Origin of the sequence: Pseudomonas sp. R62 (assembly GCF_000257605.1) — a bacterium.
Classification (GTDB): Bacteria; Pseudomonadota; Gammaproteobacteria; order Pseudomonadales; family Pseudomonadaceae; genus Aquipseudomonas; species Aquipseudomonas atacamensis.
In genome coordinates this window covers 263,941-282,944 of the sequence record NZ_JH635998.1, presented here as the reverse complement: position 1 = coordinate 282,944, position 19,004 = coordinate 263,941, and the positions used below count along the sequence as shown (strand labels likewise).

At 61.5% G+C, this 19,004-nt stretch carries 20 protein-coding genes; 18 read left to right on the top strand and 2 right to left on the bottom strand.

Going from position 1 to position 19,004, the window contains the following annotated elements; all coding sequences use genetic code 11:
- Positions 1–25: 25 nt before the first annotated feature.
- The 11 genes from OQK_RS02770 (at position 26) to OQK_RS02720 (ending at position 9,158) form a co-directional block, all read left to right on the top strand.
- A complete protein-coding gene (locus tag OQK_RS02770; protein WP_016771007.1) occupies positions 26–661 on the top strand; it encodes a MotA/TolQ/ExbB proton channel family protein in 636 nt (211 codons plus the stop codon).
- Entirely contained in the window at positions 658–1,086 is a 429-nt protein-coding gene (locus OQK_RS02765) for an ExbD/TolR family protein (protein ID WP_016771006.1), read from the top strand. The genes OQK_RS02770 and OQK_RS02765 overlap by 4 nt, the downstream gene beginning before the upstream one ends.
- Positions 1,086–2,096 carry a tetraacyldisaccharide 4'-kinase gene (gene lpxK / locus OQK_RS02760; protein WP_016771005.1) on the top strand — a complete coding sequence of 337 codons (1,011 nt, stop codon included), beginning with the start codon at positions 1,086–1,088 and terminating at the stop codon, positions 2,094–2,096. Before OQK_RS02765 ends, lpxK begins: the two co-directional genes overlap by 1 nt.
- Positions 2,097–2,119: 23 nt before the next feature.
- The gene (locus OQK_RS02755; protein ID WP_003179363.1) at positions 2,120–2,305 is read left to right on the top strand and encodes a Trm112 family protein; all 186 of its coding nucleotides are present in this window, start codon (positions 2,120–2,122) and stop codon (positions 2,303–2,305) included.
- A complete protein-coding gene (kdsB, locus tag OQK_RS02750) occupies positions 2,302–3,066 on the top strand; it encodes a 3-deoxy-manno-octulosonate cytidylyltransferase (protein ID WP_016771003.1) in 765 nt (254 codons plus the stop codon). The genes OQK_RS02755 and kdsB overlap by 4 nt, the downstream gene beginning before the upstream one ends.
- The gene (locus OQK_RS02745; RefSeq protein ID WP_016771002.1) at positions 3,066–3,530 is read left to right on the top strand and encodes a low molecular weight protein-tyrosine-phosphatase; all 465 of its coding nucleotides are present in this window, start codon (positions 3,066–3,068) and stop codon (positions 3,528–3,530) included. Before kdsB ends, OQK_RS02745 begins: the two co-directional genes overlap by 1 nt.
- Positions 3,527–4,546, top strand: coding sequence for a UDP-N-acetylmuramate dehydrogenase (gene murB, locus OQK_RS02740; protein ID WP_016771001.1), 1,020 nt, complete (start codon positions 3,527–3,529; stop codon positions 4,544–4,546). Before OQK_RS02745 ends, murB begins: the two co-directional genes overlap by 4 nt.
- 250 nt (positions 4,547–4,796) lie before the next feature.
- The gene (locus tag OQK_RS02735) at positions 4,797–5,267 is read left to right on the top strand and encodes a (2Fe-2S)-binding protein (RefSeq protein WP_016771000.1); all 471 of its coding nucleotides are present in this window, start codon (positions 4,797–4,799) and stop codon (positions 5,265–5,267) included.
- Positions 5,264–7,585, top strand: a complete 2,322-nt coding sequence (locus OQK_RS02730; protein WP_016770999.1) for a xanthine dehydrogenase family protein molybdopterin-binding subunit — start codon at positions 5,264–5,266, stop codon at positions 7,583–7,585. The genes OQK_RS02735 and OQK_RS02730 overlap by 4 nt, the downstream gene beginning before the upstream one ends.
- Entirely contained in the window at positions 7,585–8,565 is a 981-nt protein-coding gene (locus OQK_RS02725; protein ID WP_016770998.1) for an XdhC family protein, read from the top strand. The genes OQK_RS02730 and OQK_RS02725 overlap by 1 nt, the downstream gene beginning before the upstream one ends.
- Positions 8,562–9,158, top strand: coding sequence for a nucleotidyltransferase family protein (locus OQK_RS02720; protein ID WP_016770997.1), 597 nt, complete (start codon positions 8,562–8,564; stop codon positions 9,156–9,158). The genes OQK_RS02725 and OQK_RS02720 overlap by 4 nt, the downstream gene beginning before the upstream one ends.
- Before the next feature lie 190 nt (positions 9,159–9,348).
- Here the strand turns inward: OQK_RS02720 and rne are convergent, their stop codons facing one another.
- Positions 9,349–12,636: a ribonuclease E gene (gene rne / locus OQK_RS02715; protein WP_016770996.1), complete on the bottom strand. Its 3,288-nt coding sequence runs from the start codon at positions 12,634–12,636 to the stop codon at positions 9,349–9,351.
- Positions 12,637–13,335: 699 nt separating this feature from the next.
- Between rne and rluC the strand changes: the two genes are divergently transcribed.
- From rluC to sppA, 3 genes are read left to right on the top strand one after another with little or no spacing between them, the layout of a single operon-like run.
- Entirely contained in the window at positions 13,336–14,295 is a 960-nt protein-coding gene (gene rluC, locus OQK_RS02710) for a 23S rRNA pseudouridine(955/2504/2580) synthase RluC (protein WP_016770994.1), read from the top strand.
- A complete protein-coding gene (locus OQK_RS02705) occupies positions 14,282–14,944 on the top strand; it encodes an HAD-IA family hydrolase (protein ID WP_016770993.1) in 663 nt (220 codons plus the stop codon). The genes rluC and OQK_RS02705 overlap by 14 nt, the downstream gene beginning before the upstream one ends.
- A gap of 24 nt (positions 14,945–14,968) precedes the next feature.
- Complete coding sequence (gene sppA / locus OQK_RS02700; protein WP_016770992.1) at positions 14,969–15,958, top strand: signal peptide peptidase SppA; 990 nt, start codon at positions 14,969–14,971, stop codon at positions 15,956–15,958.
- A gap of 86 nt (positions 15,959–16,044) precedes the next feature.
- Here sppA and OQK_RS02695 read toward each other — a convergent pair whose 3' ends face one another.
- Entirely contained in the window at positions 16,045–16,623 is a 579-nt protein-coding gene (locus tag OQK_RS02695; protein ID WP_016770991.1) for a Maf family protein, read from the bottom strand.
- A 105-nt stretch (positions 16,624–16,728) separates the two neighbouring features.
- Between OQK_RS02695 and OQK_RS02690 the strand changes: the two genes are divergently transcribed.
- The 4 genes from OQK_RS02690 to OQK_RS02675 all read left to right on the top strand — a co-directional run.
- Entirely contained in the window at positions 16,729–17,256 is a 528-nt protein-coding gene (locus tag OQK_RS02690) for a YceD family protein (protein WP_003204262.1), read from the top strand.
- 13 nt (positions 17,257–17,269) lie between these two features.
- On the top strand, positions 17,270–17,452 hold the full coding sequence (gene rpmF, locus OQK_RS02685) for a 50S ribosomal protein L32 (protein WP_003179396.1): 183 nt from the start codon (positions 17,270–17,272) through the stop codon (positions 17,450–17,452).
- 4 nt (positions 17,453–17,456) lie between these two features.
- Positions 17,457–18,467: a phosphate acyltransferase PlsX gene (gene plsX, locus OQK_RS02680; protein ID WP_081489818.1), complete on the top strand. Its 1,011-nt coding sequence runs from the start codon at positions 17,457–17,459 to the stop codon at positions 18,465–18,467.
- Positions 18,468–18,590: 123 nt separating this feature from the next.
- Positions 18,591–19,004, top strand: a 414-nt coding sequence (locus OQK_RS02675) for an ACP S-malonyltransferase (protein ID WP_038860469.1), incomplete at its 3' end; no start/stop codon positions are given.

The following is a 19,004-nucleotide window of genomic DNA, read 5'->3' as shown; positions in this document are numbered from 1 at the left end:
GCACTTTTTCGAGGGGACTGTCACTGTGTGGGAATTGGTCAAATCCGGCGGCTGGATGATGTTGCCGATCATTCTGAGTTCCATCGCGGCCATGGCGATCGTCGCCGAGCGCCTGTGGACACTGCGCGCCAGTCGCGTCACCCCCGAGCATCTGCTGGGTCAGGTCTGGGTCTGGATCAAGGACAAGCAGCTCAACAAGGAAAAACTCAAGGAATTGCGCGCCAACTCGCCGCTGGGGGAAATCCTCGCCGCAGGCCTGGCCAATTCCAAGCATGGTCGCGAGATCATGAAAGAGTGCATCGAAGAGGCCGCCGCGCGGGTCATTCATGAACTCGAACGCTACATCAACGCACTCGGCACCATAGCCGCCATGGCGCCGCTGCTCGGCCTGCTCGGCACCGTGCTGGGCATGATCGACATTTTCAGTGCCTTCACCGGCTCCGGCATGACCACCAATGCTTCGGTACTGGCCGGCGGTATTTCCAAAGCGCTGATCACGACCGCAGCGGGCCTGATGGTCGGGATTCCAGCGGTGTTCTTCCACCGGTTTTTGCAGCGCCGCATCGACGAGCTGGTGGTCGGTATGGAGCAGGAAGCGATCAAACTGGTGGAAGTAGTGCAGGGCGACCGTGATGTCGATCTGGCCGAGGGCAAAGCGTGAAATTCCGTCGCAAGCCCCGGGAAACCGTAGACATCAACCTCGCGTCGCTGATTGACGTGGTGTTTATCCTGCTGCTGTTTTTCGTGGTGACTACCACTTTCACTCGGGAAACCCAGTTGCGCGTGGATCTGCCGGAAGCGGTCAGCGGTTCGCCTGCCGAAGATCAGCAGGTCAAACAGCTGGACGTCGCGATCAGTGCCGAAGGCGTGTTCTCGGTGAACAACAAGATTCTGCCGAAGAATGATCTGGCGACGCTGATGGAAGCCATGCAGAAAGAATCCAACGGCGACACCAACATGCCGTTGTCGATCAGTGCCGATGGCAAGGCCCAGCATCAATCAGTGATCACCGCCATGGACGCGGCCGGCAAGCTCGGTTTCAGCCATCTGCGCATGACCACGGTCGAGGCGGCGCCGAAATCCTGATGAGCATGTCCGATCGCCTGCTCGCCGCGTGGTATCAGGGGCATCCGGCCCTGACGCTGCTGCGGCCACTGGAAATGCTGTATCGCCGTGTGGTGATCAACAAGCGTCAGCGCTTTCTCGATGGTCAAGGCGAGATCTACCAGTCGCCCGTGCCGTTGATCGTGGTCGGCAATATCACCGTTGGCGGTACCGGCAAGACGCCGATGATTCTCTGGCTGATCGAACATTGCCGACGCCGTGGACTGCGCGTCGGCGTGGTCAGTCGCGGTTACGGCGCCAAACCGCCGCAACTGCCGTGGCGGGTTGAGGCCGAGCACAGCGCCGAGATTGCCGGTGACGAGCCGTTGCTGATCGTCCAGCGCACCGGCGTGCCGCTGATGATCGACCCTGATCGCAGCGCCGCCGTCAAAGCCTTGATCGCCAGTGAACCGCTGGATCTGATTCTGTCCGACGATGGCATGCAGCATTATCGTCTGGCGCGGGATCTGGAGCTGGTGCTGATCGATGCCGCACGGGGCCTGGGCAACCAGCGCTGTCTGCCGGCCGGGCCGTTGCGTGAGCCGGTCGAGCGCCTGCAAAGCGTTGATGGCGTGCTGTTCAACGGTGCCCTTGATGATCGCGACGATGGTTTCGCCTTCCGCCTGCAACCTACGGCCCTGGTCAATCTGCGCAGCGGCGAGCGTCAGTCGCTCGAGCATTTCCCGCCCGGGCAAGCGCTGCATGCGGTGGCCGGGATCGGCAACCCGCAACGTTTCTTCAATACCCTCGAAGCGCTAGACTGGCGGCCGATCGCCCATGCATTTGCCGACCACGCCGAGTACAGCGTGCAGGCGTTGAATTTCACCCCGTCATTGCCGTTGGTGATGACCGAAAAGGACGCGGTGAAGTGCCGTGCCTTTGCTGCTGCCGACTGGTGGTATCTGGCGGTCGATGCCGTGCCGTCGCCAGCCTTCGTGGCCTGGTTCGACACTCAGCTGATGCGCCTGTTGCCGGATCGTCTGCTGCCTTAACTCTTTTATTTCTGGGAATGTTCATGGACACCAAACTGCTCGACATCCTCGCTTGCCCCGTGTGCAAAGGCCCACTCAAGCTCAGCGCCGACAAGACCGAACTGATCAGCAAGGGCGCCGGCCTGGCCTATCCGATCCGCGACGGCATCCCGGTGATGCTGGAAAGCGAAGCGCGCACCCTGACCACCGACGAGCGTCTGGATAAATGACCACAGCCTTCACCGTTGTCATCCCGTCGCGGTTCGCCTCGACCCGTCTGCCGGGCAAGCCGTTGCTGGATATTGCCGGCAAACCGATGATCCAGCATGTCTGGGAACAGGCGAGCAAAAGCAGCGCGACCCGCGTCGTTGTTGCAACTGACGATGCACGCATCGTCGAGGCATGCAAAAGCTTTGGCGCCGAAGTGGTGCTGACCCGTGAAGATCACAACTCCGGCACTGATCGTCTGGCCGAGGTCGCGGCTAAACTGGGCCTTGCGCCTGATGCGATCGTGGTCAACGTCCAGGGCGATGAGCCGCTGATTCCGCCAAGCGTGATCGACCAGGTCGCCGCCAACCTTGCTGCCCACACCGAAGCGCGCATGGCCACGCTGGCTGAGCCGATCGAAGACGTGGAAACCCTGTTCAACCCCAACGTGGTCAAGGTCGCCAGCGACATCAACGGCCTCGCGCTGACTTTCAGCCGCGCGACCTTGCCGTGGGCTCGCGATGCATTTGCCAAGAGCCGCGAGCAGCTGCCGCAAGGCGTGCCCTATCGCCGCCACATCGGCATTTATGCCTATCGCGCCGGGTTCCTCCACGACTTCGTGAGCTGGGGGCCGTGCTGGCTGGAAAACACCGAATCCCTCGAGCAACTGCGTGCCTTGTGGCATGGCGTGCGTATCCATGTTGCCGACGCGCTGATCGCGCCGCCGACCGGTGTCGACACCGTTGAAGACCTTGAGCGGGTTCGTCGCCTGCTGGGGGCCTGATGCGCGTTCTGTTTGTGTGCCTGGGCAACATCTGCCGTTCGCCCACCGCTGAAGGCGTGTTGCGCCACAAGTTGCGTGAAGCCGGGCTGGCCGATGCGGTCGAAGTGGCCTCCGCCGGCACCGGTGACTGGCACGTCGGCAACCCGCCGGACAAGCGCAGCCAGGCGGCGGCGAAACTGCGCGGTTATGACCTGTCGACGCAACGCGCGCAGCAGGTCAGCCGGGCCGATTTCGCCATCTACGACCTGATTCTCGCCATGGATAACAGCAATCTGCGCAACCTCAAGGCCTTGCAGCCGTCCACCGGCAGGGCCGAGCTGGATCTGTTTTTGCGTCGTTATGCCGGGCTGCTCGATGAAGTGCCGGACCCGTATTACGACGGTGATCAGGGTTTCGAGCAGGTGCTCGATCTGATCGAAGCGGCCTGCGACCAGTTGCTGATCGAAGTGAAGGGCCGTTTATGAGTTTGCAGGTGCAACCGCAAGTATCGTTGCAGGCCTTCAATACGTTTGGCGTCGATGTGCGCGCGCAGCTGTTTGCCGAAGCCCGCAGTGATGACGATGTCCGCGAAGCGCTGGCCTATGCCGCTTCCCATGACGTGCCGTTGCTGGTGATCGGCGGCGGCAGCAACTTGCTGCTCACGGCGGATATTGCGGCGTTGGTATTGCGCATGGCCACGCGCGGCATCCGCGTGCTCAGCGACTATGGCAGTCGCGTGGTGGTCGAGGCGGAAGCGGGCGAACCGTGGCATCCGTTCGTGCAGCACACGCTGGCCGCGGGTTTTGCCGGGCTGGAAAACCTCAGCCTGATTCCCGGCACCGTCGGCGCCGCGCCGATGCAGAACATCGGCGCCTATGGTGTCGAGATCAAGGACGTGTTTGCCGGCCTGACTGCGCTGGACCGCGAGAGCGGCGAGCTGCGGGATTTCAGCCTGGAGCAGTGCAATTTCGGCTACCGCGACAGTGTGTTCAAGCAGCAGCCGGGACGTTGGCTGATCCTGCGGGTACGCTTCAAGCTTGATCGCGCCGCGCACCTGCATCTGGAATACGGCCCGGTCCGTCAGCGCCTGAGCGAGCAGGGCATCGAGCAGCCGACGCCCAGCGACGTCAGCCGCGCCATCTGCAGCATCCGCAGTGAAAAACTGCCGGACCCGGCGGTGCTCGGCAATGCCGGCAGCTTTTTCAAGAATCCGCTGGTGCCTGCCGCTGTGGTCACGCAGATCCAAGCGCAGCACCCGGATCTGGTGGCTTACCCGCAAGCCGATGGGCAGATGAAACTGGCCGCTGGCTGGCTGATCGAACGCGCCGGCTGGAAAGGCTTCCGCGACGGCGATGCCGGCGTGCACAAGTTGCAGGCGCTGGTGCTGGTCAACTACGGCACGGCCACCGGCCTGCAACTGCTCGACCTGGCGCAACGTATCCAGAAAGACATCGCCGAACGGTTTCATGTCGAACTGGAAATGGAGCCCAACCGGTATTGAGGCTACGCTTGCCTGACGCCATCCAAAGCCCTGCACTGATGAAAAAAGTGCAGGGCTTTTTTGTTAATGCTGGGTTAACTTAGCGACCTAACGATACCTACCATTTGCTCCACCCAAAGGCCCGGTGCAGACGTTCCCGTCGGCGCGAGAGAGCCTGATTAGCCTGAGTCGATCTGCGCGAACCCACCGCTGATTTTCCGGCGGCAGATTGCTCGACCCCATAACCACTAAAAAATATGCGGGCGTGCCCATGATTACCCTGAAACTCAACGGTCAAGACCACTCCCTCGATGTCACCGAAGACATGCCGCTGTTGTGGGCGATTCGTGACGTCGCCGGCTACAACGGCACCAAATTCGGTTGCGGCATGGGCCTGTGCGGCGCCTGCACCATCCATATCGACGGCTTGCCGGCACGCAGTTGCATCACGCCGATCGGCTCAGTAATCGGCCAGAACGTCACCACCATCGATAATCTCCACGCCGATCCGGTCGGCAAGGTCGTGCAGCAAGCCTGGCTCGACAGCGCCGTGGCTCAATGCGGTTATTGCCAGGGCGGGCAGATCATGTCGGCCACCGCTCTGCTGAAAACCAACCCCAACCCGAGCGACGAGCAGATCGAAGAAGCCATGGTCGGTAACATCTGCCGCTGCGGCACCTACAACCGGATCAAAACCGCGATCCGCCAGGCCTCCACCCACCTGAAGGAGGTGAAGGCATGAGCCGCGTCCCGAATGATTTCGCCCTGAGCAACCTCAGCCGCCGTGGTTTTCTCAAAGGCGTCGGCGCCACCAGCGCGCTGGTCCTCGCCGCGAGCTGGGGCTGGCAGGATGCGCTGGCCGATGACGCTGCGAAGAAGTTTGGCGCCGATGGCATGCCGAATGGCTGGATCGACGATCCCAAGGTCTACGTGAGCATTGCTGCCGATGGCAGCGTCACCGTGGTGTGCAACCGTTCGGAAATGGGCCAGGGCGTGCGCACCAGCCTGAGCATGGTGGTTGCCGATGAACTTGAGGCCGATTGGGCGCAGGTCAAAGTGCAGCAGGCGCCGGGCGACGAAGTGCGCTTCGGCAACCAGGACACCGATGGTTCGCGCAGCATGCGTCACTGGTACGAGCCGATGCGGCGTTGTGGCGCCGCCGCGCGGACCATGCTCGAACAGGCCGCTGCTGCGCAGTGGATAGTGCCGGTTGGCGAATGCCATGCGCAACTGCACAAGGTCATTCACAAACCGTCCGGCCGTGAACTGGGCTACGGCGAACTCGCCGCTGCGGCCAGTGCGCTGGCAGTGCCGGCGCGTGACAGCCTGCGACTCAAGCAGCCGTCGGAATTTCGCTACATCGGCAAGGAAGGCACCAAGGCCATCGACGGTGCCGACATCGTCAATGGCCGCGCAGTGTACGGCGCCGACGTGCATTTCGACGGCATGCTCTACGCCACTATCGCTCGCCCGGCAGTGTACGGCGGCAAGGTCAAAAGCCTCGATGACAGCGCCGCGCTGAAAGTCCCCGGCGTGCTAAAAGTCATTCAGATCGAAGGCCGGCCATTGCCGTCAGAGTTCCAGCCATTGGGCGGCGTCGCGGTTGTGGCCAGCAACACCTGGGCGGCGATCAAGGGCCGCGAGGCGCTGAAGATCGAGTGGGATGACGGCCCGAATGCCAGTTATGACTCGATTGCCTATCGCAAAGAGCTTGAAGCCGCGTCGCTGAAGGCCGGCAAAGTGGTGCGCAACACCGGTGATATCGACAAGGCCTTGAGCGGCGCTGCCAGCACTCTCGAAGCGTCGTATTACCTGCCGCACCTGGCGCAGGCGCCGATGGAACCGATGGTTGCTATCGCCCGTTACAAGGACGGCGTCTGCGAGGCCTGGGCGCCGAGTCAGGCACCGCAGGTCACCCGTGAGCGCATCGCCGAGCGTCTGGGCGTGCCGTTCGAAAAGGTCACTTTCAACGTAACGCTGCTGGGCGGTGGGTTCGGGCGCAAGTCGAAACCGGACTTCGTCGTTGAAGCGGCGATCCTCGCCAAGGAGTTTCCGGGCAAGGCTGTACGGGTGCAGTGGACCCGCGAAGACGACATCCACAATTCGTATTTCCACACCGTGTCGGCGGAATATCTTAAGGCCGGCATCGACAAGAACGGCATGCCGTCCGGGTGGCTGCATCGCACCGTGGCGCCAAGCATCACCGCGCTGTTTGCGCCGGACATGAACCACGAAGCGGCGTTCGAGCTGGGCATGGGCTTTACCAACATGGCCTATGCGATTCCCAACGTCCGCCTGGAAAACCCCGAAGCCAAGGTACACACCCGCGTCGGCTGGTACCGCTCGGTGTCGAACATTCCCCACGGCTTCGCGATTCAGAGCTTCGTCGACGAACTGGCGCACAAGGCCGGGGAAGATCCGCTCAAGTACCAGATCAAACTGCTCGGCCCGGACCGGCAGATTGATCCTCGCACCTTGAGCGAAGAGTGGAACTACGGCGAATCGCCCGAGCGTTACCCGATCGACACAGGACGCATGCGCACGGTGCTGGAAACTGCCGCCAAGGCCGCCGGTTGGGGGCGCAAACTGCCCAAGGGTCGTGGTCTCGGTCTGGCGGTGCATTACAGCTTCGTCACCTATGTGGCGGCGGTGATTGAAGTCGAGGTCAAGGACGACGGTTCGCTGATCGTGCACAAGGCCGACATCGCCGTGGACTGCGGGCCGCAGATCAACCCTGAGCGCATCCGTTCGCAGTTCGAAGGTGCATGCGTCATGGGCCTGGGCAACGCCGTGCTCGGTGAGATCAGCTTCAAGGACGGTAAGGTCCAGCAGGACAACTTCCATATGTACGAGGTCGCGCGCATGTCGCTGGCGCCCAAGGAAGTCGCGGTGCATCTGGTGACGCCGCCGGGTGACGTGCCGTTGGGTGGCGTTGGTGAGCCGGGTGTGCCGCCGATTGCCCCGGCGCTGTGCAATGCGATCTTCGCCGCCACCGGCAAGCGCATCCGCAATCTGCCGGTGCGGTATCAGTTGCAGGGCTGGCAGAAGGCGCAAGCGTAATGGACAGCGTCGATCTCAACGTCCTGCGCAGCGTCCTCGAGTGGCGCCGCGCCGGACAGCGGGTGGTGCTGTTCAGCGTGGTGCAGACCTGGGGCACTGCGCCGCGCTCGCCCGGTGCCATGCTCGCCTTGCGCGAGGACGGCGTGGTGATCGGCTCGGTGTCGGGCGGCTGTGTCGAGGATGACTTGATCGCGCGGCTGCACGACGGCCGCATCGCCACCGACGGCCCGCCGGTGCAGATGATCACTTATGGCGTGACCCGAGAGGAGGCCGCGCGTTTCGGTCTGCCTTGCGGTGGCACCCTGCGCCTGACCGAAGAGCGCGTCGGTGACCCCGCGTGGGTGGCCGAGCTGCTGCAGCGTTGCGAAAATCATGAAATCGTTGCTCGAGAACTGAACATCGAAACCGGCGAGGTGCGGCTGGCTCCGGCGAGCAAGTCCGATTCGCTGGTGTTCGACGGCAAGACTCTGCGAGCGATTTATGGTCCGCGCTGGCGCTTGTTGCTGATCGGTGCCGGGCAGTTGTCGCGCTACGTCGCCGACATGGCGCGGCTGCTGGATTTCGAAGTGCTGATCTGCGATCCGCGAACCGAGTTCGTTTACGGCTGGGAAGAGCAGCATGGCCGTTTCGTCCCCGGCATGCCGGATGAGGCTGTGCTGAACATCCAGACCGACGAGCGCACAGCGATTGTCGCCTTGACTCACGATCCACGTCTGGATGACATGGCCTTGCTCACTGCGCTCGACTCGCCGGCGTTCTATGTCGGCGCGCTCGGCTCGCGGGTCAACAGCCAGAAGCGCCGGGAAAATCTGGCTCAGCTAGGCTTGTCGCAAGCGTCGATTGATCGCTTGCATGGGCCGATCGGCCTGCACATCGGCAGTCATTCGCCGGCAGAGATCGCCTTGTCGTTGCTGGCGGAAATTGTCGCGATCAAGAACGGTGTGGAGCTGAAACAGAAAAAACCGCTGGAGGGTGCATGAGCCAATCCATCGCAGTGATTGTGCTGGCGGCGGGCGAGGGCAAACGCTTTCGCCAGATCGCCGGCAGCGACAAAGACAAATTGCTCGCTGACTGCACCGGGCGCGACGGCGCGGTTCGCTCGGTCATCGAGCAGGTGCTGGTGAACCTGCCGGCCAGTCTCGACAAGCGTGTACTGGTCACCAACGAGGCTCGACCGCAGGCGATGCGCATGGCTCAGGCTTACGGCTGCGACGTGGTGTCGATCGAATCGACCGGCATGGGCGACAGCATTGCCGCAGGTGTTGCCGCTTGCCCGGGCGCTGATGGCTGGTTGATTGTGCTCGGCGATATGCCGTTTATCTTGCCTTCGAGTATCGAGCGAGTGGTCGCGGCGATGGCTGATGATGCGGTGAGCGTGCCGGTGCTGGGTGGGGAGTTTGGTCATCCGGTGGGGTTTGGTCGTTCGTTTGGCGCGCAATTGCAGGCGCTGACCGGCGATCGTGGCGCACGGCCGTTGTTTGCGCAGGGCAGGGTGGTGGAAGTGGCGGTGGATGATCCGGGGGTGTTGTGGGATATCGATGTGCCTGAATCTCTGGTATTTCCTCGGCCCTGAGCCGTGTTGTATCCCTTGTGGGAGCGAGCCTGCTCGCGAATGCGCTCGTTCAGTTACATGAATATTGTCTGACCCAGCGCTTTCGCGAGCAGGCTCGCTCCCACAAAGGTTGTGGAAGATGCCGGTATTTCAGGTAATAAAAAGCCCCGCCAGGCTTTCACCAGGCGGGGCTTTATATTGGCTTCAGGAATTACACGAGTGGTTTAGGCTCGTGCTCTTTTTCCTGGGCTTCTTCGCGCTGTTCAACCGCGTCCTGAACGGAGCGTGGTGCTTCAGCGATCACCGATTCTACCGATGCTTCTTCCGCGACCGGGGCAGGGGCTGCCTCGACCACTTCAGCCGCAGCGGCTGGTTCGGCAGCCACTGGCGCTGCAGCGGCAGCCAGTTCGGCTTCCTTCTGCAGACGCTCGGCTTCACGCTTGCGACGACGCACTTCACGCGGGTCGTTTGGCGCACGGCCGTTTGGCGTCAGGGCGCTGACCGGAGCCGGCGCTTCAACCACTGGCGCTGGCGCTTCGACTGCGGCTGGCGCTTCTTCGGCCTGAGCTTTTGCAACTGGTGCTTCGACAGCTGGTGCTTCAACCACTGGCTCTGGAGCCGGTTCGGCCGCTACAACCACTGGTTCGGAAACCATGGCCTGCGGTACTTCGGCTTCAGCGACTGGCGCTGGAGTTTCAGTGACGGCTGGCTCGGCAACCCAGTTGAACGCAGTCTGCTCTTCGCGAACTTCACGCACGGTTTTGGTCACGTTTTCGCTGACGGTTTCGGTCGCTGGTTCGGATTCAGCAACTGGCGCTTCAACGACAGCTTCCGGCTCGGCAGGCGCTTCAACCTGAGGCTGAGCTTCGCGGACCGGAGCGACTTCGATTTCCGGTGCAGCAGTCACTACCACTGGAGTGGTGGCTTCGACAACCGGCGCTTCGACTGGAGCAGTTTCCAGTGTGGCGGCGGTGGCGCGTTCAGCCTGCTCGTGGGCTTGGGCTTCTGCCGGAGCGCTGATGGTGCTGCTGGCAACGGCGGCGGTGACGGCCAGGCCAGCGGCCAGATCGGCAGTGCTTGGCTCGCCAGCGTTTTCAGCGGACTCGGATTCTTCCGAACCTTCGATCACGTTGCCGTTGGCATCACGTTGACGCTCGCGACGGTTGCTGCGACGACGCTGGCCACGGGAGCGACGACGTGGACGATCGCCTTCGGCGTTGTCCTGACCGTCTTCCGGCAGTTGCTCTTCGTTGTTGCTGTTCACTTCTTCTTCAGCGACGGCAGCAGCGGCCTGCTCGGCACGCGGTTGACGCTCTTCACGCGGTGGACGCGGAGCGCGTTCTTCGCGTGGCTGACGGGCCGGACGCTCTTCAGCGGTCACGGCAGCAACAGCTGCGGCTGCGGCTGGCGCGGCGTCCAGCGGCTCGCGCAGTTCACGCACGCGTTCTTCACGCTCGCCACGCGGCTTGCGATCTTCACGTGGTGCACGCGGTGCACGTTCTTCACGCGGGGCACGTGGTGCGCGCTCTTCGCGGGCTACCGGCGCTTCGCTGCGGGTTTCACGCGGCTCGCGGGCTTCACGTGGCTGGCGCTCTTCGCGCGGCTCGCGTGGTGCGCGCTCTTCACGTGGAGCACGTTCTTCGCGCGGCTTGCGTTCTTCATCGCGGCGACCGTTACGGTTGCGGCTCTGCTGACGACCGTTGCGGCGCTCTTCGTTGCGGGCAGGACGCTCGGTGGCAGCCGGTTTCGCAACCGCGACCGGTGCGGCTGGCTCTTCCTTGGTGGCGAACAGGCTGACCAGCGACTTCACCAGGCCCTTGAACAGGCTAGGCTCAGGTGCGGCAACCGGTGCAGGAGCAGGTGCGGCAGGTGCAACTTCAGTCGGCACCGGTGCATTGGCACGGGCCGGCGCGGTTTTCACTGCAGCTTCCTGGCGAACCAGCGTGCGAGTCGCAGCGGCTGGCTGGACTTCTTCGACTTCGGCAGCGGCCGCAGCGATTTCGTAGCTGGACTGGTTGGTCGCGGCTTCCGGGCTGTCGTCACGCAGACGCTGAACTTCAAAGTGCGGCGTCTCGAGGTGATCGTTCGGCAGAATGACGATACGGGCACGGGTGCGCAGTTCGATCTTGGTGATCGAGTTGCGTTTTTCGTTGAGCAGGAACGCAGCGACCGGGATCGGCACTTGCGCGCGAACTTCGGCGGTGCGGTCTTTCAGGGCTTCTTCTTCGATCAGGCGCAGAATGGCCAGCGACAGCGATTCAACGTCACGGATGATGCCGGTGCCGTTGCAACGCGGGCAGACGATGCCGCTGCTTTCGCCCAGCGATGGACGCAGGCGCTGACGGGACATTTCCAGCAGGCCGAAACGCGAGATGCGACCGATCTGCACACGGGCGCGGTCAGCTTCCAGGCATTCGCGGACTTTCTCTTCCACGGCGCGCTGGTTCTTGGCCGGGGTCATGTCGATGAAGTCGATGACGATCAGGCCGCCGATGTCGCGCAGGCGCAACTGACGGGCGATTTCTTCGGCGGCTTCAAGGTTGGTCTGCAGGGCGGTTTCTTCGATGTCGCTGCCCTTGGTGGCGCGCGCCGAGTTGATGTCGATGGACACCAGGGCTTCGGTCGGATCGATGACGATGGAGCCGCCGGAAGGCAGTTCGACGACGCGCTGGAATGCGGTCTCGATCTGGCTTTCGATCTGGAAACGGTTGAACAGCGGCACGCTGTCTTCGTATAGCTTGATCTTGCTGGCGTACTGCGGCATCACCTGGCGGATGAATGTCAGGGCTTCGTCCTGGGCTTCAACGCTGTCGATCAGTACTTCGCCGATGTCCTGGCGCAGGTAATCGCGGATGGCGCGGATGATCACGTTGCTTTCCTGGTAGATCAGGAATGGCGCGGAGCGATCCAGCGAGGCTTCTTTGATGGCGGTCCACAGTTGCAGCAGGTAGTCGAGGTCCCACTGCATTTCTTCGCTGCTGCGGCCCAGGCCGGCAGTGCGCACGATCAGACCCATGTCGGCCGGAGCGACCAGGCCGTTCAGCGCTTCACGCAGTTCGTTGCGCTCTTCGCCTTCGATGCGACGGGAGATGCCGCCGGCACGCGGGTTGTTCGGCATCAGTACGAGGTAACGACCGGCGAGGCTGATGAAGGTGGTCAGGGCGGCGCCCTTGTTGCCACGTTCTTCTTTCTCGACCTGAACGATGACTTCCTGGCCTTCGCTCAGGACGTCCTTGATGTTGACGCGGCCTTCGGGGGCTTTCTTGAAGTATTCGCGGGAGATTTCTTTGAGGGGCAGGAAGCCGTGGCGCTCGGAGCCGAAATCGACAAAGGCAGCCTCAAGGCTTGGTTCGATGCGAGTGATACGGCCTTTATAGATGTTGGCCTTCTTCTGCTCGCGTGCACCGGATTCGATGTCCAGGTCGTAGAGGCGCTGGCCATCTACCAGTGCAACACGCAACTCTTCGGGTTGAGTTGCGTTAATCAGCATTCTTTTCATGTAGTACCGTCGGTTTCCGGGCTGCCGGAAACGGCGTTCGGCACACACGACTTCTCACGGTCGGTGTCAGGTGCGTCGGGAGTGGTTGGCCATTCCCGTGTCCAGCGATGTGCGGCCAATTGGGCCGATACCGCGACGTACGCGTCCTGCTTGCTGTGGCTACTTAAGCACTCAGTCAGGAGGAGGAATCAACCAGCGGCTGTGGACGAGATGAAGCGTCTTGATCAAAGCTTGTTGCTACACAGTCCGGCGGTTGTGCATCTCCACCCTACACGTATCCCTGATAATTCGGGTGCTGCCGCGCGCAGAATCCGCAGCGGGTTGGCATTTACCGTGAGCTCCGAAAGGGGAGGTCACGCATCATGGCTAATTCAGGCGATGTTTCCGAAGCAATCGCTCGGGGTCATTCGCAGTCGACTGCACTTTGTGAACTGGCCTTGAATGTTGCCTGCCGGGCGAGTGAGAACTCTGCTCGGCGGTGTAATTCAGGCCTCATGTCACCTGCGCTCGTTACAACCGCAAACTCCACCGTTACGTAGCGAAAGCCCCGTAGGACGGCCTCGCGCCCTGGTGAATTGCGTTGGTCAGGGCCGGTCTTTGACCGTGGTTCCGCTGCCCAGGCCGCTTTTGGCGGCGTTCGCGACTATAGCAGCAATGATTAAGTGCTTCAATTCCATAAAAATTGTTATCATCCGCGGCATGACAACTACTGCCCCTTCGACTCCAGGCGTTCAACTGCTTGAAGTCTCGCCGGAGTATGCCGGCCAACGAATCGACAACTTTCTCCTCGCCCGGCTCAAAGGCGTGCCCAAGACCTTGATCTACCGCATTTTGCGCAAAGGCGAAGTGCGTGTGAACAAAGGTCGGATCAAGCCCGAATACAAGCTGCAGGCCGGCGATATCGTGCGCGTGCCGCCGGTTCGCGTGCCTGAGCGCGACGAACCGGTGCCGCTGGCCCAGGGGCTGTTGCAGCGCCTGGAAGCCTCGATCGTCTTCGAAGACAAAGCCCTGATCGTGATCAACAAGCCCGCCGGCATTGCGGTTCACGGTGGCAGCGGGCTGAATTTCGGCGTGATCGAAGCCTTTCGTCAGTTGCGTCCCGATGCCAAGGAACTGGAGCTGGTACATCGTCTGGACCGTGACACCTCCGGCCTGCTGATGATCGCCAAGAAGCGCAGCATGTTGCGCCACCTGCACGAGCAGTTGCGCGGCGACGGCGTCGACAAGCGCTACATGGCGCTGGTCCGTGGCAACTGGGCAACCTCGATCAAGCAGGTTCGCGCACCGTTGCTCAAGAGCAATCTGCGCTCCGGCGAGCGCATGGTCGAAGTTAACGATGAAGGCAAAGAAGCCCTGACGCTGTTCAAGGTGCTGCGCCGCTTCGGCGATTTTGCCACCATGGTCGAGGCGAAACCGGTTACCGGTCGTACCCACCAGATTCGCGTGCACACCTTGCATGCTGGCCATTGCATTGCCGGTGACAGTAAGTATGGCGACGAGGATTTCACCAAGGAAATCCGCGATCTGGGTGGTAAGCGCCTGTTCCTGCACGCCTACATGCTGACCGTGCCGCTGCCCGACGGCGGCAAGCTGAATCTGCAAGCGCCCGTCGATGAAATGTGGGCCAAGACCGTGGAGCGATTGAGTGCGCCCATCTGATTACAAGCTGTTGATTTTCGACTGGGACGGCACCCTCGCCGATTCCATTCATCGGATCGTCGAGGCGATGCACTCGGCGTCCGGGCGTTCCGGTTTCGAGCTGCGCGATGACTTCGCCGTCAAAGGCATCATCGGTCTCGGCTTGCCGGAAGCGATTCGCACCCTATATCCCGAAATCAGCGACGCAGAAATGCTCGCGTTTCGCGAGTACTACGCCGATCACTACATCGCTGCCGAAGCCGTGCCTTCGCCGCTGTTCGAGGGCGTGGTCGAGTCGATGGCATCGTTTCGCGAGCAGGGTTATCACCTGGCGGTAGCGACGGGCAAGAATCGTCGCGGACTGGATAGGGTGCTCAAGGCCAATGGCTGGGAAGATTATTTCGATATCACCCGCGCTGCCGATGAAACTGCCAGCAAGCCACACCCTCTGATGCTTGAGCAGATTGTCAGCCACTGCGGCGTGCGCCCGGAGCAGGCGTTGATGGTCGGTGATTCGTCGTTCGATCTGCTGATGGCGCGCAACGCGGGGATGGATTCGGTGGCGGTCAGTTATGGCGCGCAATCGATCGAGTCCCTGCAACAGTTCGAGCCGCGTCTGTCGATCGACCGTTTTTCTGAATTGCACGCCTGGCTGGGTCAGCGGGCTTAATACGTTTTTGCTGGGGTAGATGGCATGAGCGACGAATGGAAAGCACCGGCCAAGGCAAGTGCCGACGACGGTGACGCGAAAAGCTGGAAGCTGTTGGAAAAGACTTTGCTGGCCGGCGTGCAGGAACAACGCCGTTCGCGGCGCTGGGGGATTTTCTTCAAGCTGCTGACGTTTGTTTATCTGTTTGTTGCGCTGCTGCTGTTCACGCCGCTGATGGACATGGAAAAAAGCGCCACCCGCGGCCCGAACTACACAGCGTTGATCGAGATCGATGGTGTAATCGCCGACAAGGAGCCGGCTAGCGCCGATAATATCGTTGGCAGCCTGCGTGCGGCGTTCGAAGACAAAAAGGTCAAGGGCGTAGTCCTGCGCATCAACAGTCCGGGCGGCAGTCCGGTGCAGTCCGGTTATGTCTATGACGAGATCAAGCGTTTGCGTGGCCTGCATCCAGAGATCAAGCTCTACGCAGTGATTTCCGATCTTGGTGCTTCGGGCGCCTATTACATCGCCAGCGCGGCGGATCAGATCTACGCCGACAAGGCCAGTCTGGTCGGCTCAATCGGCGTGACAGCAGCGGGTTACGGTTTTGTCGGCGCCATGGAAAAGCTCGGGGTTGAGCGTCGCACCTACACCTCGGGCGAACACAAGGCATTCCTGGATCCGTTCCAGCCGCAAAAGCCTGAAGAAACCGCCTTCTGGCAAAGCGTGCTCGACACCACGCACAAGCAGTTCATCAACAGCGTCAAGCAGGGTCGTGGTGATCGCCTGAAGGACAAAGAGCATCCGGAGCTGTTTTCCGGGCTGGTCTGGTCGGGTGAGCAGGCGCTGCCGCTGGGTCTGATCGATGGCTTGGGCAGTGCCAGTTCGGTGGCGCGTGATGTGATTGGCGAGAAGGAGCTGGTGGACTTCACCGTGCAGGAATCGCCGTTCGATCGCTTCTCGAAAAAGCTCGGCGCCAGCGTGGCCGAGCAGTTGGCGATGTGGATGGGTTTCCACGGGCCTTCGTTGCGGTAAGACGTTTCAAGGTCGAAAGATCGCAGTCGGCGGCAACTCTTGCACGGATCGGTGTAGGAGCTGCCGAAGGCTGCGATCTTTTGCTTTTAAGGGATTTGCACGCCTTCGACCAACAACATGTCGATCAGGCGAATCAGCGGCAGGCCGATCAGGCTGGTGGCATCCGGGCCTTCGGTCGATTGAAACAGGCTCACGCCCAGTCCTTCGGCCTTGAAGCTGCCGGCGCAGTCGTACGGTTGCTCGATGCGCAGGTAGCGTTCGATGCGCGCCTGATCCAGCTGACGCATGTGCACGGTAAACGGCACGCAGTCGACCTGGCATTGCCCGGTGTGGCTGTTGAGCAGTGCCAGACCGGTCAGGAATGTCACGCTCGCGCCGCTCGCCGCCATCAATTGCTCGCGAGCCTTCTCGAAGGTGTGCGGCTTGCCGATGATCTGTTCGCCGAGGACGGCGACCTGATCCGAGCCAATGATCAGATGAGCAGGGTGGCTGTCCGCCAGGGCGCGGGCCTTTTCTTCGGCGAGGCGTTTGACCAGGTCGATTGCGGACTCGCCCGGGCGATGGCTTTCGTCGATGTCCGGCGAGCTGCAGACGAACGGCAAGTGCAGGCGGGCGAGCAATTCACGGCGATAAGTCGAGCTTGAAGCGAGTAATAAAGGCAGCATGGACGTCTCCTGAGGCAGCTGCGGATTCTAGCGGAGGCGCGCAAGTGACGGACAGGGCACAATTTCCTTTGACATGGGTGGGTGCATCCCTATAATGCTGCGCCTATGTTGAATGACCCGATTCCACCTCACGTTGACCCGCGCAAATTGGCTGACCGTGGCACCACCCTTCAAGGTGAACTGCTGCTGGCCGATTTGAAGAGACTCTGCGACCCGCTTTCCGACGATGTCGGTACGGTGCAGGCCAAATTCGTTTTTGAACGAGATGAACGTAAGTCTGTGGTCATCCACAGCTTTATCGACACCGAAGTCAAAATGGTTTGCCAGCGTTGTCTTGAGCTGGTCACCCTGCCGATCCACAGCGAATGCAGTTACGCGGTGGTGAAGGAGGGTGCGAATACCCAGTCGTTGCCGAAAGGTTATGACGTGCTGGAACTGGGCGAAGATCCATTGGATCTGCAGTCACTGATCGAGGAGGAGCTTTTGCTCGCCTTGCCCATTGTGCCTGCTCATCATCCGGAAGAATGCCAGCAGCCGGCGGGAGCAGATGAGCCCGAACCGAGCGAGGACGAGGTAACGCGGTCCAACCCGTTCAGTGTATTGGCGCAGTTAAAGCGTGACCCAAACGTTTAGGAGTTAATCAATTATGGCTGTTCAGCAGAACAAAAAATCCCGCTCTGCCCGTGACATGCGCCGTTCGCACGACGCTCTCGAGGCTAGCACCCTGTCTGTAGAAAAAACCACTGGTGAAGTTCACCTGCGTCACCACGTATCGCCAGAAGGCGTATACCGTGGCCGTAAAGTGATCGACAAGGGCGCTGACGAGTAATCACTTGTCTGCTCAAGTCATCGCGATTGACGCAATGGGCGGGGACTTCGGTCCCCGCAGCATTGTTCAGGCCAGTCTCGCTTGCCTGTCTGCTACACCCTCGCTGCACCTGACCCTCGTCGGTCAACCCTCCCTTCTTGAAGAACTGATCCACGGCCAGTCGGCTGCCGATCGCGCGCGCCTGACGATTGTTGCGGCCAGCGAAGTCATCACCATGGACGAAAAACCCGCTCAGGCCCTGCGTGGCAAGCCGGATTCGTCGATGCGTGTAGCCCTTGAACTGCTGCGCGATGGCAAGGTGCAGGCCTGTGTCAGTGCCGGCAATACGGGTGCGTTGATGGCCTTGTCGCGATTCGTGCTGAAGACATTGCCGGGCATTGATCGTCCGGCCATGGTTGCGGCGATTCCGACGCAGACCGGTTATTGCCAGTTGCTCGATCTGGGCGCCAACGTCGATTGCAGTGCCGAGCACCTGTTGCAGTTCGCGGTGATGGGTTCGGTGGCTTCGCAGACTTTGGGCATTGCCCGTCCACGTGTTGCGTTGCTGAACATCGGCACCGAAGACATCAAGGGCAATCAGCAGGTCAAACTGGCCGCAACGCTGTTGCAGGCTGCGCGCGGGATCAACTACATCGGCTTTATCGAAGGCGACGGCTTGTATCGCGGTGAGGCCGACGTGGTGGTGTGTGACGGCTTCGTCGGCAATATCCTGCTCAAGTCCAGCGAAGGCCTGGCGACGATGATTGCGGCGCGCATCGAGGCGTTGTTCAAGAAAAACTTGGCCTCGCGCGCTGTCGGCGCTCTTGCGCTGCCGTTGATGAAGCGTCTGCAAGCTGATCTGGCCCCGGCGCGACATAATGGCGCAAGCTTTCTCGGCTTGCAGGGCATCGTTGTGAAAAGTCACGGATCGGCAGGGGTGCAGGGCTTTCAGAGTGCCATTCAACGGGCGCTGATCGAGATTCAGGAGAATCTGCCCGAGCGTCTCCACGGTCGTCTGGAGGAACTGTTGTCTTAGGCGTTTTCGTCGGACAATGCTTAAATGTGACCGCCCGGTTCAAAGGGCCATCCAAACTGTCAGTTTCTGGCGTCCCCAACGGGGCGTTATTTTCCGACGACAAGATCATTAGGGGCTTGTTACATGTCTGCTTCCCTCGCATTCGTCTTTCCAGGACAGGGTTCGCAGTCCCTCGGCATGCTGGCCGAGCTGGGCGCGCAACATCCGCTGATCCTCGAAACCTTTCAAGAAGCCTCTGCTGCGCTGGGCTACGACCTGTGGGCACTGACCCAGCAGGGCCCGGAAGAGCTGCTCAATCAAACCGACAAAACCCAACCGGCCATTCTGACCGCTTCGATCGCCCTGTGGCGTCTGTGGCTGGCCGAAGGCGGCGCGCGCCCGGCATTCGTCGCCGGCCATAGCCTGGGTGAATACAGCGCGCTGGTCGCTGCCGGCAGCCTGAGCCTGGCTGACGCGGTCAAGCTCGTCGAGCGCCGTGGTCAGTTGATGCAGGAAGCGGTGCCGGCCGGGCAGGGCGGCATGGCCGCGATCCTCGGC